This window comes from Myxococcus guangdongensis, from assembly GCF_024198255.1.
Lineage (GTDB): Bacteria > Myxococcota > Myxococcia > Myxococcales > Myxococcaceae > Myxococcus > Myxococcus guangdongensis.
The window spans coordinates 326449-341381 of sequence record NZ_JAJVKW010000011.1 but is presented as its reverse complement, the minus strand read 5'-3'; the positions used below and the strand labels follow the sequence as shown (position 1 = coordinate 341381).

The following is a 14933-nucleotide window of genomic DNA, read 5'->3' as shown; positions in this document are numbered from 1 at the left end:
CGTCAGGCCTCCGGAGGTCGCAGGCGGACCAGGTCATCCACCACGCGCCGCACCCGTCCCTCGTCGAAGGGCTTCTCCAGGAGCAGGTTGGGGATGCTCGCCAGGAACTCGCGGGCGCCCGTGGTGAAGGCGCCGCCGGACACGAAGACGAAGCGCCCCTCCAGGCCCGCGTGCGCGCGCCGCACCAGCTCGTAGACGTCCCTCCCCGTCAGGTCCGGCATCATCACGTCGCACAGCACCGCGTCCGGCTTCAGTCCCTGCTCGAGCAACTCCAGCGCCTGCCGTCCGCTGCACGCCACCTCCACCTCGTGGCCACGCAGGATGCGCTGCAACACCCGGCCCACGGCGGGCTCGTCGTCCACCACCAGCACCCGTCCTCGCGGAGGGCCCACCGGCGAGCCCGAGGGCTCCAGCGCCGTCGCCGCCGCGCGCGCCTCCGGCTCCGTGGTGGGCAGCACGACGCGGAAGGTGGTGCCCCGGCCGGGCTCGCTCTCCACGGTGATTTCACCGCCCAACCCGTGGACGATGCTGTGACAGATGGACAGGCCCAGCCCCGTGCCCACGCCCACGGGCTTGGTGGTGAAGAACGGGTCGAAGATGCGGTCGATGACCTCGCGCGCGATGCCCACGCCGGTGTCCTGCACCTCCACCACCACGCGCGACAGCCCGTCCCTGCGCGTCGCCAGCCGGATTTCGTGCCGGTGCGCGGAGCCCTCCGGAATGGCCTGCGCGGCGTTCACCACCAGGTTGAGGAACACCTGGCTCAGCTTGCCCTCGTTCGCCATCACCGAGGGGATGTCGCCGTACTCCCGCTTCAACTGCGCGCGGTGGCGGATTTCGTTCGCCGCCATCATCGCCACCGACTCCAGCACCGTGTGCACGTCCAGCGGCGACACGCGCTCCTCGTCGGGCCGGGAGAAGGTCTTCAGCTGACGCACGATTTGCCGCACCCGCTCCGCGCCCTCGCAGGCCTCGTGCAGCACCTCGCCCCACTCGGCCAGGTCCGGCTCGCCGCGCAGCCGGGCCTGCAGCGCCGCGGCGCCGTCGCCCGGGGGCAGGTTGCGGCGGAACTCGTCCGACATGAAGCTCAGGTTGGACAGCACGAAGGCCAGCGGGTTGTTGATTTCGTGCGCGATGCCCGCCGCCAGCGTGCCCACCGAGGCCAACCGGTCCGCCAAGGTCAGCCGCGCCTGCAACTGCCGCTGCTCCGTCACGTCGCGCGCGATGGACACCACCGCGGGCTGTCCGTCGAAGCGCAGGGGCAGCGAGACGACCTCCGCCACGCGCGTGCGCCCGTCGCGGCGCACCAGCCTGCGCTCTCCCGTCAGCGCGCCCGCGCGCACCGCCTCCACGCCGCGCATGTCCTTGACGAACTCGGAGAGCTGACGGCCCACGAGCTGCTCGGCGCGCTCGAAGCCCAGCGTGCCCACCAGCGCCGCGTTCGCGTAGACGATGTGCCCGTCCCGCTCGATGGCCGCCGCGTCCGGCACGCCCTCCAGCAGCGCGCGGAAGCTCGCCTCGGACAGCCGCAGCGCCTCCTCCGCCTGCCGCCGCTCGGTGATGTCGCGCGCCAGGCCCTCCACCGCCACCATGCGCCCCATGGGGTCCGTCACCGGCACCACCACGTGCTCCAGCCACAGCATGCGGCCGTCCGGATGCAGGTAGCGCACCGTCACCGGCGCTCCCGCCGACGCGCGCGGCGCCTCGAGCAGCTGCTCCAACGCCGCGCGGTCCTCCGGGTGCACGCGCCGGTACCACAGGTCCGCGTCGCCGTAGTGCGCCACCGGCCCGTAGCCCAGCTTCGCGTGCGCCACCCGGCTGACATAGACGAAGCCCCGGGGCGCCTCGCGGCGGTACAGGTACAGCACGTCCGACGCGTTCTCCGCGAGCTGACGGAAGCGACGCTCACGCTCGCGCAGCGCGCGCTCCGACTCGCGCCGCTCCAACGCGACGGAGATGGCGCCCGCCGCGGCGGACAGCAGGTCCACCTCCAGCCGGTCCCACCGCCGCGCCTCCGCGCAGTTGTCGAAGCCCACGAAGCCCGTCAGCACGCCCTGCACGCGCAGGGGCAGCACCAGGATGGAGAGGATGCCCTGCGGGTCCAACAGCGCCCGCTCCAACTCGGGGAAGCCCGCCACCAGGCCCTCGATGACGTCGCCCCGCGACAGCGTCGTCTCCCAGCGCTCCAGCACGGGCACCATGGGCACGTTCTGCAGGTCCGGGTTGTCGATCTCCGCGTGCACGCCCGGCGCGCACCACTCCGCGCGCTGGCTGCACATCCGCTCGCCGGACGGTCCCGGGTGCAGGTCGAAGACGTAGACGCGGCTGGCCCCCGCCGCGAGCCCCAGCGACGACAGCACGGAGCCGTACAAATCTCCGCCGTCGCGCACCGCGAGCAGCCGCTGCTGCATCTCCACCAGCGCCGTGAGGTAGCGCTCACGCCGCGCGAGCGCCCCGTCCGAGGCCTTGCGCTCGGTGATGTCATTGAGCGTGCCGGAGGTGCCCACCAGCTCGCCGTCGTCGCCCACCATCACCCGGCCGAAGACCTCCACCCACCGGAAGCCTCCCTGCCGCGTCCCGTAGCGCACCTCCACGCGCACGTGGTCCAGCTCCCGCGTCATCAACCGGCGCAGGTTCTCCTGACAGATGGCGCGGTCCTCGGGCAGCACGAAGTCGAGGAAGGACTTGCCCAGCGACACGTCCACCGCGTGGCCGGTGATTTCCGTCCACGCCCGGTTGAGGAACGTCCACAGGCCCTGCACGTCCGTCTGGAACACCACCTCCTTCAGGCTGTCGATGACGAGCCGGTAGCGTCGCTCGTGTGGAGTCCAGTCTGGCCTGGGGGGCGGCGTCTGCATGTTGAGGCTCGAGGAAGTGGACCGCGCTCATCCGGGCTGGGCGTCCGGACGGTGTGCAACTATCCAACGATTCAGGATTTCCTGCAGGCCAAGCAAGGGGGCTGGCCTGACCCCGGGCCTGGGATTCGGACCGCGTGCCGTTGGATGTTGTGCGAGGGCGGGGAGTTGTCTTCCTTCATGCGGGTGGGGATGCCACCATGCCACGAGCGGAGAGTCCCTGAACTCATGTCCTCTGGCCGCGCCCAGCTTTCGTTGATTCATCAGGCGCTCGTGGAACGGGCGGGCGATGCGGCCCTGCGCCTGCTCGTGGAGCAGACGGGCGAAGCCGTGCTGCTGATGGACGCGACGGGCCGCGTGCTCGCATTCAACGCCGAAGCGGGGCTGCGCTTCGGGGTTCCCGCGCCCTCGAGAATCGAGTCTCACGGCAATCTTCCGGGCTGCGCGTGGGTGCAAGTGGACCAGGGCGGTGGGGCGCTCGCGGTGTCGCCGCTGTCCCGGGCGCTCGCGGGCGAGGTGGTGCGCGAGGAGCGCTGGGGCCTGTGCCGTCCGGACGGGACGCGGGTGGTGCTGGAGGGCAGCGTGTTCCCCGTGGGGCAGGAGCCCGGCGCGAAGCCCGCGGGCGTGCTGCTGCGCGCGCGGGAGGTGGAGGCGCCTCGGCTGGACGCGATGCGCGCGGCCCGGGTGCTCGCGGAGGCGGGCGCGCTGCTGGCCGCGGAGCTGGAGAACGAGGAGTGCACGGCGCCGCTGTTGCGGCTGCTCGTGCCCACGTTGGCGGACGCGGGGGTGTTCTTCCTGGGGCCCGGCGGCGAGGCGGTGCGCGCGGCGGCGGCGGTGCACGCGGAGCCCGAGCGCCACGTCCTGTTGGTGGACATGCTGCGGCGCTACCCTCCGGACCCGCTGGACCCGCGTGGGCTGCCAGCCCTGTTCCTCACCGGGCGCACCGAGCGGGTGGCGGAGCTGTCGGACACGCACGTGGAGGCCCTCACCCGGGACGCCGAGCACGCGCGGCTGTTCGCGCTCCTGGGGGTGACGCGCTACCTGGGCGTGCCGTTGGTGGCGCGCGGACGGGTCATCGGCGCGCTGGCGCTGTTCCGCTCGGAGGGGGCGCCCGCCTTCGGCGACGAGGAGGAGCGGGTGGCGGAGGAGCTGGCGCGGCGGGCGGCGCTGTCGCTGGACAACGCGCGGCTCCTGCGCGAGGCGCGCGAGGCGGTGCGGCTTCGCGACGAGTTCCTGGGCATCGCCAGCCACGAGCTGAAGACGCCGCTGACGCCGCTGCACCTCAAGGTGCAGCTGCTCCAGAAGCAGGTGGACGTGCTGGCCGCCCACGGCAAGCCCGTGTCCGCCGAGCGCGTCTCCGAGACGCTGGACGTGGTGCAGCGCCAGGTGCGCAAGCTGACCAGCCTTGTCGATAACTTGTTGGACGTGTCGCGCATCACCGCCGGCCGGCTGAAGCTGGAGCTGGAGGAGATGGACCTGGCGAGCGTGGCGGCGGAAATCCTCTACCGCTTCGCGCCGTCCGCGGCCCAGCTCCGCTGCTCGCTGGAGATGCACGCGCCGGTGCCGGTGCTGGGGCGGTGGGACCGGCTGCGGCTGGAGCAGGTCGTCACCAACCTCCTGTCCAACGCGCTGAAGTACGGCGCGGGCCAGCCCGTGCGCCTCACGGTGGAGGCCGACGGGCGCACCGCGCGCCTCACCGTGGAGGACGGCGGCATCGGCATCTCCGCGCAGGACCTGCCGCGCATCTTCGAGCGCTTCGAGCGCGCGGTGAGCGACAGGCACTACGGCGGCCTGGGGCTGGGGCTCTACATCACCCGGCAGATTGTCGAGGCGTTCGGCGGCACCGTGAAGGCCACGAGCGCGCTGGGGCAGGGCTCGACGTTCGTGCTGGAGCTGCCCCGGGGCGACATCCCGGACGAGTGGCTGTCCGTGCCGGGCGCGCCCGAGCCCGCGGCGGACGCCCCCTGAGTCACGCGGCCGCGTCGGACACGGCGGGCGGCGCCATGTCGCGCGGCAGCCGGACGTGGAACGCGCTGCCCTGCTGCGGCCCCGGGCTCTCCGCCCAGATGGTGCCGCCGTGGCGCTCCACGATTTCGCGGCAGATGAACAGGCCCAGGCCCAGGCCGCCGTAGTGGCGCGCGGTGGCGTTGGACGCGCGCGCGAAGGGACGGAACAGCCCCGCCAGGCTCTCCGGGGGGATGCCGATGCCCTCGTCCTTCACGTGCACGAGGATGCTGTCGGGCGCCTCCTCCACCGTCACCCGCACGAGGCCGCCCTGGGGCGAGTAGCGCACGGCGTTGCTCACCAGGTTGGTGAGCACCTGGTCCAGCCGGGGCGCGTCCCAGTCTCCCTCCACGGGGTGCTCGGGCACGTGCAGCTCGAAGGTGACGCCGCCCTCGCCGCGCAGCTCGAAGCGCTCCATCACCTCGCTCAGCACCGGCAGGAGGTCCACGCGCTGGCGCTCCAGCTCGAAGCGGCCGCCCTGGATGCGCGCGGTGTCGAGCAGGTCATCCACCAGCCGGGCCAGCCGCTCCGTCTGCCGCGCCATGGAGCGCAGCGCCTTGAGCAGCCGCTCGCGCTCCGGGAAGTCGCCGCTCTTCTCCAGGCGCTGGAGCGTCAGGGCCGCGAAGCCCTTGAGCGGCGTGAGGGGCGTGCGCAGCTCGTGGCTCGCCACGCTGAGGAACTCCTCCCGCACGCGCACCGCGCCCTTGAGCTCCTCCTGCGTGGCGCCGGTGCGGTCCGCCATCTCGTTGAAGCCGCGCGCCAGCTCTCCCAGCTCGTCGTCCTCCTCCACCTCCACGCGGCGGGTGAGGTCGCCCGCGGCCAGGGCGGCGGTGGCCTCGCGCAGCGTGCCCAGCCGTCGGATGACGTCGCGCGCGACGAGCTGCGAGAGCGCCAGGGCCATCACCACGCCCATCAGCACCAGCCCCACCACGGCCGCGCTCATGCGCGTAATCGCCGCGTAGGCCACGCCCAGCTCCTGCGTCACCACGACGCTCCAGGGCGAGCCCTCCACGGGCGCCTCGGCCGCGAGCACCCGCCGGTCCGCGGCGTCGAACGCCTCCAGCACGCCGCCACCGGGCCGCGCCAGCTCCTCCTGCAGCGCCTCGGGCAGGTGCGCCGAGCCCAGCAACTGCGCCCCTGGCGCGGTGTCCCGGAGAATCTTCTGGCCCCGCCTGTCCAGCACCTGCACGCGGAAGCGACGCGACGCGGGCGTGGCGGCCTCGCTCAGCCGCTCCAGGGAGAGCAGCCCCACGAGCAGGCCCCGCCGCGCGCCGTGGATGTCCAGCTGGAACGGCAGCGCCACCGCCACGAGCGGCTTGTCGGGAGGCCGGGTGAAGGGCAGCGACAGCGGCAGCTCCCCAGGCGCGGGCGGCTCCGGGAACAGCTCCCGCATCTGGAAGCCCCAGCCCTCCAGGCCCTCGGAGGTGGCCAGCACCGTCGCGCGCTCGTCCAGCACCAGCGCGGCGTGGAAGGTGCGCTCGCGCGCGGCCAGGTTGGAGAGGTAGGGCTTGAGGGACTCGCGCTCCCCGCTCATGAGCGCGGCGCGGAAACCCGGTGACTCCAGCAACAGGTACAGCGATTCGCGCGAGTCATCCAGGTAGCGCCGGAGGAAGTCCGCCTCGCCCGCCGCCGCGTAGCGCGTGTCGTCGCGCACCTGCTTCTCGATGGCGTTCTGCGCCAGGAAGGCGGCCAGGCCGCCCAGCGCGAGCAGCGGCACCAGGCCGGCGAAGGCCAGCCCGCGCAAGAGCTTCCAGCCCACGGTGCGCGGCGCGCGCGGCCGCCAGTTCACCGCCTGCGCGACACACGCGAGCGCGAGCACGGTGTAGACGCTGGCGCCCAGCCACGACGCGCCCCGCGCCAGCGCGTACGCCAGCAGCGAGAAGGGCACCGCGAGCACACCCATGAGCAGCGCGGGCACGCGCGGGTGCAGCCAGCGCGCGGGAAGCAGGAGCCCCAGTCCGCCCGCCGCGAAGAGCAGGCCCACCAGCGGACGCAGCGGGGCCAGGTGCGCGTAGACGGACAGCGGGAAGCGCTCCGGCACGGACAGCAACGCCACGCCGAACGCGGTGCCGGTGAGCGCCGCCAGCCCTCGCAGCATGGCGCGCTGGCGCAGGGCGGGAATCCCCTCCAGCAAGAGCCCGACGAACAGCAGCGGGTACAGCACGATGCCCGTGAGGCTGCCGGGCAGCACGTTGAGCACCCACCAGTACAGCGCGATGGCCGCGCCCAGCAGCACGCGGCCGCCCACGTCCAGCCAGCGCGGCGCGCGCGGATAGAGCAGGGCGCCCATCAGGCAGATGCTGCCGGTGAGATACACGAGGCCCAGCAGCCGGACGTACGGGTACAGGGGCCGGAAGGCGGCCACCCGGAACTCGTAGGGCACGTACGTCATCAGCACGCCGAACAGCAGCCCGATGAGCGCCGCGGGCCAGGTCAGCGGCAAGAGGGTGGCGGAAGCGGGCGCCTCGGGTGTGCGCGCTGGGAGGGGTGGGGACATCTTCCCGGATTCAGGCGTGGCCGGGCCCATGGTTCTAGTGCTCCCTCGCCGAGCGTCGGGGGCCTGACACCCCGGACGCCCAGGGCGGGACACCCGGCGTCAGGCGACCTCGAGCACCGTCCACTCGCGCACCTCGCCCGCCAACGTCACTTCGATGGTGTCTCCCGCCTTGCGCCCCATGAGCGCGCGGCCCACCGGGGAGGCGGGGGTGATGACGGACAGGAAGCCGTCGCCGCCGGGGCCCGTCAGCTCCGTGCCCGCGCCCACGGGCAGCACGAAGAAGGTCCGCTCGGCGAAGCCGTCCTCGTCCTCGGTGCTGACGTCCACCAGCGCGCCCAGCCCCACCGGGCCCCGGCGCGAGAAGCGCGGCATGGGGGCCTGGCCGAAGTGCGTCAGCGCCTGGAGCTCCTCTTGGACCCGACGGGCGCGATTGGCCTGTCCCGTGGCCAGGCTGCCGAACTCCAAGGCCGCGCGGCCGTCCTCCCTCTTCTCCGACTCGGTGGCCAGGCTGCGGGCCGCCTCGCGAGCCTCGGCCTCGGCCCTGTGGGCCAGCCGGTCGCTCTGCTGGAGGCGCTCGGCGAGCTGGAGCAACAGTGCCTGCTTGTCGAGTGACATGATGGCACAGAACTGTAGCGCGCCTGGGCGCCGGCTCCAGTTTTCCGCCGCCACGGGGCGCCTCGTGACGGGCCCGTGCCGTGGGGCCCGCTGCGACATCCCGTGCACCTCGGCGTTCTTCCTCGTGGCAAGCCCGTACACGGCTCGAGCCCCCCACCGGGAAGGACGCGACAGATGGAGAACGAGGAGTTGCAGGGGCAGCTTCGCCAGGCCGCCCGGGAGGTGCTGGGCGAGGAGCTCGAGCTGGGGGTCGTCGCCTGGGCCTCTTCACCTCGGGGCTACGTCAACGTCGACGAAGTCGACCCGGATTCGGGGCAGGTCGCCGTCCGCACCCTGATGTCGACGCTGGGCGAGGTGCGCCTGCGACTGTGGGCGAAGGAGCGGGGCCTGCTCGAGCAGGTCGAGACGCTGGCGAAGCGGCTCGTGGCGCTCGTCCCGCACGCGCCGTCGGAGAAGGAGCAGTGGGAGCTGAAGGTGCTCGCGCTGGCGCAGGAGGTCCTGGAGCCCGCGGGGCACGACGCCGTCGTCGAGTGGCGGGGCAGCGGACACCTCGAGGTGGGCGTGCACACCTTCGACAAGGACGAGTGGCGCTTCCAGTTCGAGGCGCTGGCGACCACGCGCGGTGATGTCCCGGAGTCGGGACGCGCGCGGCGGTTGGGGCTGGTGGCCCAGGCCCTGGAGCTGGCGGCGAAGCTGGGGGCGCTGGGGTTCCAGCCGACGCCGGACCCGGAGCCCGAGGACGAGGCGGCGCTGGTGCCGGGCGTGGTGGAGGCCGTCCTCGAGCAGTTCGAGTACGCCCACCACCCGTTGAACCGCCTCTTCGACTACCTGGGCATGCCGGACTGGGATGACATCTACGACGACCGGCTGCAGCGTCGGGTGCTCGAGCAGGTCTGCGCGCACGTGCGAGCGCGCGCCGAGGAGGAGAAGACCTGGCCGGACGTCATCCCCGCGGACCGGCTGGAGGCGGCGTTCGACGTGCTGCGCGCGCGAGGCTTCGTGGCGGAGATGTCCGCGTCCACCACGATGAGCGGTGGTTGGGAGGTGTCGCGCGAGCTGGCGGACATGCGCCGGGAGCAGGGCGAGACGATTGTCGGCACGGTGTTCTTCGACCAGCAGGACGCGGCCTCCGCCATGAAGGGCCACCCGCTGCACCTGGCCTATGGGCTCGTCAACGACGAGGAGGACGACGGGCGCGAGGAGGAGTTCACCGCGGAGGAGGACGCGAAGGTGAGCGAGGACGCCGCGGCGGTGGGGCGCATCATCGTCGAGGTGCTGCGCGAGCACGGCTTCACGCCGGAGTGGAGCGGCGATGCCCACAGTCCCATCACGCTGAAGCCCGCCTTCGTCTGGCGGCGCCGGCGCGCGCGCGTGGACACCACCGAGACGTGGTCGCTGGGTGAAGGCAATCGCATCCTGGCGCTCCTGGTGGAGTTCCTGCCGAAGCTGCGCGCGTTCGAGTTCTTCCCTGGGGACACCGTCGGCCTGCGGGACCTGCGCTCGGACAGCCTGAGGGAGCTCACCCTGCGCTACGAGCGGGAGGAGGACGCGAAGGACGCGCTGGACACGGTGGTGGCCCAGGCGCGCGAGCGCTTCCCCGCGCTCGGGTCGCTCACGGTGAGGGCGGGCGGCTTCGAGCAGACGGTGGAGCTCTGAGCCCGGGGGATGTGCCCTGAAGGGAACAGGGCTCGTGCGACGAGCGAGCCCCGCCCTGGGCAAGTAGGGCATGCTGTCGCCCATGACGCCCCAGGAACTGTCACAGAAGGCCCGGCAGCTCGTCGCCGATGGCGCGGTGCTGTTGGACGTGCGCACCCCTCAGGAGTTCCAGCAGGGACACCCCGAGGCCGCTCGCAACATCCCCGTGCAGGAGCTGCCCCAGCGCGTCAAGGAGGTCGGCCCGCCCGGCACTCCCGTGGTGGTGTACTGCGCCGCTGGCGGACGCAGCGCGGTGGCCACACAAATTTTGCGCGCCAATGGTTTTCCGGACGTCTTCGACCTGCGCTCGGTGAACAACTGGTGACCGGAGGTCCGTGCGAGGGCGTCGCCCCGCGCGACGCGTGACAAGGCGGGCGGCATGGAGCAGCGTGCCGTCGCTCCCGTCATGAACCGCACCGCTGGTTTCCTCATCGTGGCCCTGTCCGGTGCGTGCTTCGGCGCGCTCGGGCTCTTCGGGCGTCTGGCCTATGCGGCGGGCGCGGACGTCTCCACGTTGTTGTTCCTGCGCTTCACGCTGGCGGGCTCGGTGCTCGGCGCGGTGATGGTGGCCCTGCGTCAGCCGCTGCCCCGAGGGCGCCTCCTGGTGTCGCTCATCCTGCTGGGCGCGGTGGGCTACGTGAGCGAGGCGGGCGTGTACTTCGCCGCGCTCCAGCACGCCCCCGCGGGGCTGGTGGCGCTGCTCCTGTACTCATTCCCGGCGCTGGTGGCGCTGCTCCAGGTGTTCGTCTTCCGCGAGAAGCTGGGGCGCATCAAGTGGGTGGCGGTGGTGCTGGCCCTGTGTGGCACGGCGCTCACGGCGGACCTGAGCCAGGGTGGGGTGACGCCGCTGGGAGTCGTGTTGGGGCTCTTGTCCGCGCTGCTCTACGCGGGGTACGTCGTCACCAGCGCGCGCGTGGCGGGCCGCGCGGGGCCGCTCGTCTCCAGCACCGTCATCCTGATGTCCGCGGGGCTCACCTTCGGACTGGCGACGCTGGTGAAGGGGCCGTCCTTCCCCACGACGCCGCTGGGCTGGGGCGCGGTGGTGGGCCTGTCGCTCATCTCCACCGTGGCCGCCGTATTCCTCTTCTTCCTGGGCATGGCGCGCATCGGCCCGGTGAACACGTCGCTGGTGTCCAACATGGAGCCGCTGACGGCGGTGGTGCTGAGCGCGCTCTTCCTGAACGAGCGGCTCAGCCTGCGCCAGGGATTCGGCGGGGTGCTCATCCTCACGGCCGCCGTGCTGCTCGCGCGCTCGGATGTGCCGGGCCAGGGCCTGAAGCACGAGGACCCGGGGACCGCGTGAGACGCACTCATGTGGGCGCGCCTCTCGCGGGGGCGCGGACTATCGGGTCACGCGCTGGATGAACTGGCTCACGTCGCGCACGAAGGTCTGCGGCAGCTCCGCGTGGGGCGCGTGGCCGGTGTCGGGGTAGAGGATGAAGCGCGCGTCGGGCAGCGCGTTGACGAGCGCCCGCTGCTGCGCGACGGGGAAGAAGCCATCCTGGTCTCCGCCCACCACGAGCACGGGCACGCGGATGGAGCGCAGGCGCCGCGAGTGGTCCTCCGCGATGAGCCCGTCGAGCGAGTCCTGCCACACGCGCGCGGGGACCTTGAGGCTCTCCGACACGAGCGTGTCCAGGTAGGAGGCGGGCACGGGGCGGACGAAGGTGCTCGACTGGAACTCGCGCACGAAGGCCGGGTCGACGGTGCCTACCTGTTCATCGACGACGGACTTCAGGCCCAGGGCCACCTCGTTGCCCGCGACGGTGGGGGCCGAGCCGACGAGCACCAGCGCCTCCACGCGACGCGGGTAATCCAGCGCCACCTGCTGCGCGATGAAGCTGCCCATCGAGTGGCCGACGAGGATGGCGCGCGATTCGCCCACGGCGTCGAGGAAGGCCGCCACATCCGCCGCGAAGTGCTGCTGCGTGTAGCAACACGCGGGGCGGGACGAATCACCGTGGCCACGCTGGTCCAGCGCGTAGATGTGCAGGTCGCGCGAGAAGCGCGACAGGTTCAAGTCCCAGGTGTGGTGCGAGTCCGTGTAGCCGTGCAGGAAGACGACGGCGGGGCCATGCCGCGAGCCCTGCTCCACATAGCGGAGCGTCACGCCGGTGCGCAGGCGGATGGAGCGCTCGCGGGGGGCGGAGGAGGACAGCTCGCTCGACTGCGTCAGGCTCTCGGTGTCCGACGGAGCCTGCGTGGGTTCGGCCTCGGGCGCGGGGCCACAGGCGAGCAGGGGAAGCGTGAGCAGGGCGGCGAGGAGCGTCTTCATGGATGCGTGCCTTGTCCAGTCCCGGCGGGGAATCCGCCGTGCACGCATCATCCTACGACTACCTCTGACATTGCCTTGCTTCTCGTGACGTCTGGGGTCGTCTTCGCTCCAGGTCCGAGGTGAAACAGACCCGGTTGATACGTCTCACAGCACTCGGAGCGGAAGGTTCTCGCCAGGATGTTTCAAGGTGTGTCGTTGGCGGCCTTGGCCTCGTCTTGTTGCTTCGCATCCGGGGCATCCGAGGAGCGGTCGGGGCCGTACACGGGCTCGCTGGAGGGGTTCGGACGAGGCTCCCGGAGGGTCTGGGTGCCGCCGCTGCCGTTGATGGTGTGGTCCGGAAGGAGCGCGCGGGCGAGCCACCAGTAGTTGCTGCATCCCGTGAAGAGGAGACTGGCGATGACGATGACGGCGGCGTTGCGCATGACTGTCTCCAGCGGCCCCAGGATGCCCACATCCTAACCGCTCCGTCGACGCGGGTGGCAGGTGAGAGAGGGCTCGCGAGGCCATGACACCCGAGCGGCGGGAATTGCGCACCAGGACCGCCCGCACGGGGTGACGCCCCTCACGACGCGTCGCATCGTCGTCTCCAGGAGGGCTGTCGTCCGGGGCCATCCGGAGGCGCCTCGAGGCCCGCTGTAACCTTTCGCCGCCCATTTTCGTGGAGCCGTCGAACGCCGGGATTTCCCCCGACGCGGGCGACGGAGGACGGACATGGAGACGAAGAAGGTGGCGGTGGTGGGAGGCGGTTTGGGCGGGCTGGCGACGGCGGCGCTGCTGGCGCGCGGCGGCTGCGCGGTGACGTTGTACGAGCGCTCCAAGCACCTGGGCGGCCGCGCGCAGACGACGGACGTGGAGGGCTTCCGCTTCAACCTGGGGCCGCATGCGTTGTACCGGGCGGGGGCCGGCATGCGGGTGCTCGGACGCCTGGGCGTGAAGCCGCGGGGGCGCATCGCCGGGGAGTCGGGTGGTTCCTACGCGCTGCGCGCCGGCAGGTTGCACACGCTGCCGCGCGGGCCCGTGTCGCTCCTCACGACCGACGTGTTGCAGTTGAGCAGCAAGCTGGAGATGGCACGGCTGCTCGCGAGCCTGCGCCGCGTGGACACGGAGCCGCTGACGCACGTGTCGATGCGCCAGTGGCTCGACACGCGCCTGTCCCGGGAGGACGCGCGCGCCGTCGTCGCCGCGCTCGTGCGCGTGGCCACCTACGCCGCGGACCTGGACGCCCTGAGCGCGGAGGCCGCGGTGACGCAGGTCCAGCTCGCCGTCGAGGCGGGCGTGCTCTACCTCGATGACGGCTGGGGCGCGCTGGTGGACGCGGTGGCCGCCGTGGCGAAGGAGGCTGGCGCGACGCTGGAGGTGTCCGCGCGCGTCGAGGGCGTGGTCGTCGAGCAGGGTCAGGTGCGCGGCCTCCGGTTGTCGGAGGGCTCGGTGCGCGCGGCGGACGCGGTGGTGCTCGCGGGGAGCCCGAAGGACGTGGCGTCGCTGCTGCCGGAGGACGCGGTGCTCGCGAAGGAGGCGGAGGCGGCCACGCCCATCCGGGCGGCCACGCTGGAGCTGGGCCTGTCGCGGCTGCCGAGGCGCGAGGCCCTCTTCGCGCTCGGCGTCGATGGGCCGTGGTACGCCTCGGTGCACTCGGCCTACGCCCGGCTGGGGCCGGAGGGAGGCGCCATGGTGCACGTGATGAAGTACCTGTCGCCGTCCGCCTCCGAGGCGACCGAGGCGGAGCTGGAGGCGGTGATGGACGTGCTGCAGCCGGGCTGGCGCGAGGTGCTCGTCGCCCGCCGCTTCCGGCCCGCGCTGGTGGTGAGCCACCTGCTGCCGACGGCGAGCACGGGAGGTTTGTCGGGGAGGCCGGCGCCCGCGGTGCCGCACGTCGCGGGCCTGTACCGCGTGGGGGACTGGGTCGGCTCGGAGGGGATGCTGTCGGATGCGTCCTTCGCCAGCGCGGAGTCGGTGGAGCGCGCGCTGCTCCGTCACGCGGCGGTGGCGCCGCGTCGGCGGGCAGTGGGAGCCTGAGGACATGTCGGACCTGTCGCGAGGGGCGTTGGAGGAGGCGGCGCGCGAGCATGAGCGCTACCTCTGGGGCCTGTGCTACCGGATGACGGGCGTGGCGGCGGACGCGGACGAGCTGGTGCAGGAGACCTTCGCCCGCGCCCTGTCCTCACCGCCCGCGCGGCACGAGGCGCTGCGCCCGTGGCTGACGCGGGTGGCGGTGAACCTGTCCCGGGACTCGCTGCGCCGTCGACGTCGCGAGGGCTACGTCGGGACGTGGTTGCCGTCACCCCTGGAGACAGGGGAGGAGGAGGTCCCGCCCGCGGTGGAGGCGAGGCTGCCCGGAGGCGGCTCCACCGAGGGGCGCTATGAGCTGTTGGAGAGCGTCTCCTTCGCCTTCCTGCTGGCCCTGGAGGCGCTGACGCCCAAGCAGCGCGCCGTGCTGCTCTTGCGCGACGTGTTCGACTCCTCGGTGCGCGAGGTGGCCGAGGCGCTGGGCATGAGCGAGGTGCACGTGAAGGTGGTGCACCACCGCGCGCGGGCGGCCATGGCGGCGTACGACGGCGAGCGCTGCCTGCCGACGAAGGACCTCCAACAGCGCACGCTCGCGGCGCTGGAGGGCTTCATGACGGCGCTGCTCGAGCGGGACGTCGCGGCGGCCGAGGCGCTCCTGTCCGGCGACGTGAAGGCGTTCTCGGACGGCCGGGGCGAGGTGCGCGCCGCGCTGGTGCCCGTGGTGGGCGCGCGCCGGGTGCTGACGTTCCTGACGAAGCTGATGGAGATGCGAGGAGCGCCGCGCGCGGTGGAGCTCCAGTGGCTCAACGGCCTGCCCGCTCTGGTGTTGCTCCTCGCGCCCGCGAAGGACCCGATGCTCGCGACGCGGGCGGTGGTGAGCGTGGCGCTGGGCGCGGACGGACGCATCACCCGCGTCCACTCGGTGCTGGCCGAGCGCAAGCTCGCCCACGTGAGGATGCCCACGCCCGCGTGAGACCCAGGCCCG

Annotated in this window: 11 protein-coding genes; 6 read left to right on the top strand and 5 right to left on the bottom strand. The window is 72.6% G+C overall.

Going from position 1 to position 14933, the window contains the following annotated elements; genetic code table 11:
- Positions 1-2: 2 nt before the first annotated feature.
- Positions 3-2858 (bottom strand): PAS domain S-box protein, encoded by a 2856-nt coding sequence (locus LXT21_RS31055; RefSeq protein ID WP_254041826.1) that lies wholly within the window; start codon positions 2856-2858, stop codon positions 3-5.
- Positions 2859-3083: 225 nt separating this feature from the next.
- Here LXT21_RS31055 and LXT21_RS31050 point away from each other — a divergent pair, with 225 nt between their 5' ends.
- On the top strand, positions 3084-4823 hold the full coding sequence (locus tag LXT21_RS31050) for a sensor histidine kinase (RefSeq protein ID WP_254041825.1): 1740 nt from the start codon (positions 3084-3086) through the stop codon (positions 4821-4823).
- Position 4824: 1 nt separating this feature from the next.
- On the opposite strand, the gene LXT21_RS31045 is transcribed toward LXT21_RS31050, so the two are convergent.
- Together LXT21_RS31045 and LXT21_RS31040 are read right to left on the bottom strand one after the other, a co-directional pair.
- On the bottom strand, positions 4825-7356 hold the full coding sequence (locus tag LXT21_RS31045; protein WP_254041824.1) for a sensor histidine kinase: 2532 nt from the start codon (positions 7354-7356) through the stop codon (positions 4825-4827).
- A gap of 99 nt (positions 7357-7455) precedes the next feature.
- On the bottom strand, positions 7456-7971 hold the full coding sequence (locus LXT21_RS31040; protein ID WP_254041823.1) for a GreA/GreB family elongation factor: 516 nt from the start codon (positions 7969-7971) through the stop codon (positions 7456-7458).
- Positions 7972-8145: 174 nt separating this feature from the next.
- Here LXT21_RS31040 and LXT21_RS31035 point away from each other — a divergent pair, with 174 nt between their 5' ends.
- From LXT21_RS31035 to LXT21_RS31025, 3 genes are all read left to right on the top strand, one after another.
- Positions 8146-9627 carry a DUF6891 domain-containing protein gene (locus LXT21_RS31035; protein WP_254041822.1) on the top strand — a complete coding sequence of 494 codons (1482 nt, stop codon included), beginning with the start codon at positions 8146-8148 and terminating at the stop codon, positions 9625-9627.
- Between the two features lie 82 nt (positions 9628-9709).
- Entirely contained in the window at positions 9710-9991 is a 282-nt protein-coding gene (locus LXT21_RS31030) for a rhodanese-like domain-containing protein (RefSeq protein WP_141330090.1), read from the top strand.
- Between the two features lie 54 nt (positions 9992-10045).
- A complete protein-coding gene (locus LXT21_RS31025) occupies positions 10046-10969 on the top strand; it encodes a DMT family transporter (protein WP_254041821.1) in 924 nt (307 codons plus the stop codon).
- Positions 10970-11008: 39 nt separating this feature from the next.
- Here the strand turns inward: LXT21_RS31025 and LXT21_RS31020 are convergent, their stop codons facing one another.
- Both LXT21_RS31020 and LXT21_RS31015 read right to left on the bottom strand, forming a co-directional pair.
- A complete protein-coding gene (locus LXT21_RS31020; RefSeq protein ID WP_254041820.1) occupies positions 11009-11941 on the bottom strand; it encodes an alpha/beta fold hydrolase in 933 nt (310 codons plus the stop codon).
- A gap of 182 nt (positions 11942-12123) precedes the next feature.
- Positions 12124-12363, bottom strand: coding sequence for a hypothetical protein (locus LXT21_RS31015; protein ID WP_254041819.1), 240 nt, complete (start codon positions 12361-12363; stop codon positions 12124-12126).
- 289 nt (positions 12364-12652) lie between these two features.
- On the opposite strand from LXT21_RS31015, the gene LXT21_RS31010 reads away from it, so the two are divergent.
- Complete coding sequence (locus LXT21_RS31010) at positions 12653-13957, top strand: FAD-dependent oxidoreductase (protein WP_254041818.1); 1305 nt, start codon at positions 12653-12655, stop codon at positions 13955-13957.
- 4 nt (positions 13958-13961) lie between these two features.
- Positions 13962-14921, top strand: coding sequence for a sigma-70 family RNA polymerase sigma factor (locus LXT21_RS31005; RefSeq protein ID WP_254041817.1), 960 nt, complete (start codon positions 13962-13964; stop codon positions 14919-14921).
- The last annotated feature ends 12 nt before the right edge of the window (positions 14922-14933 follow it).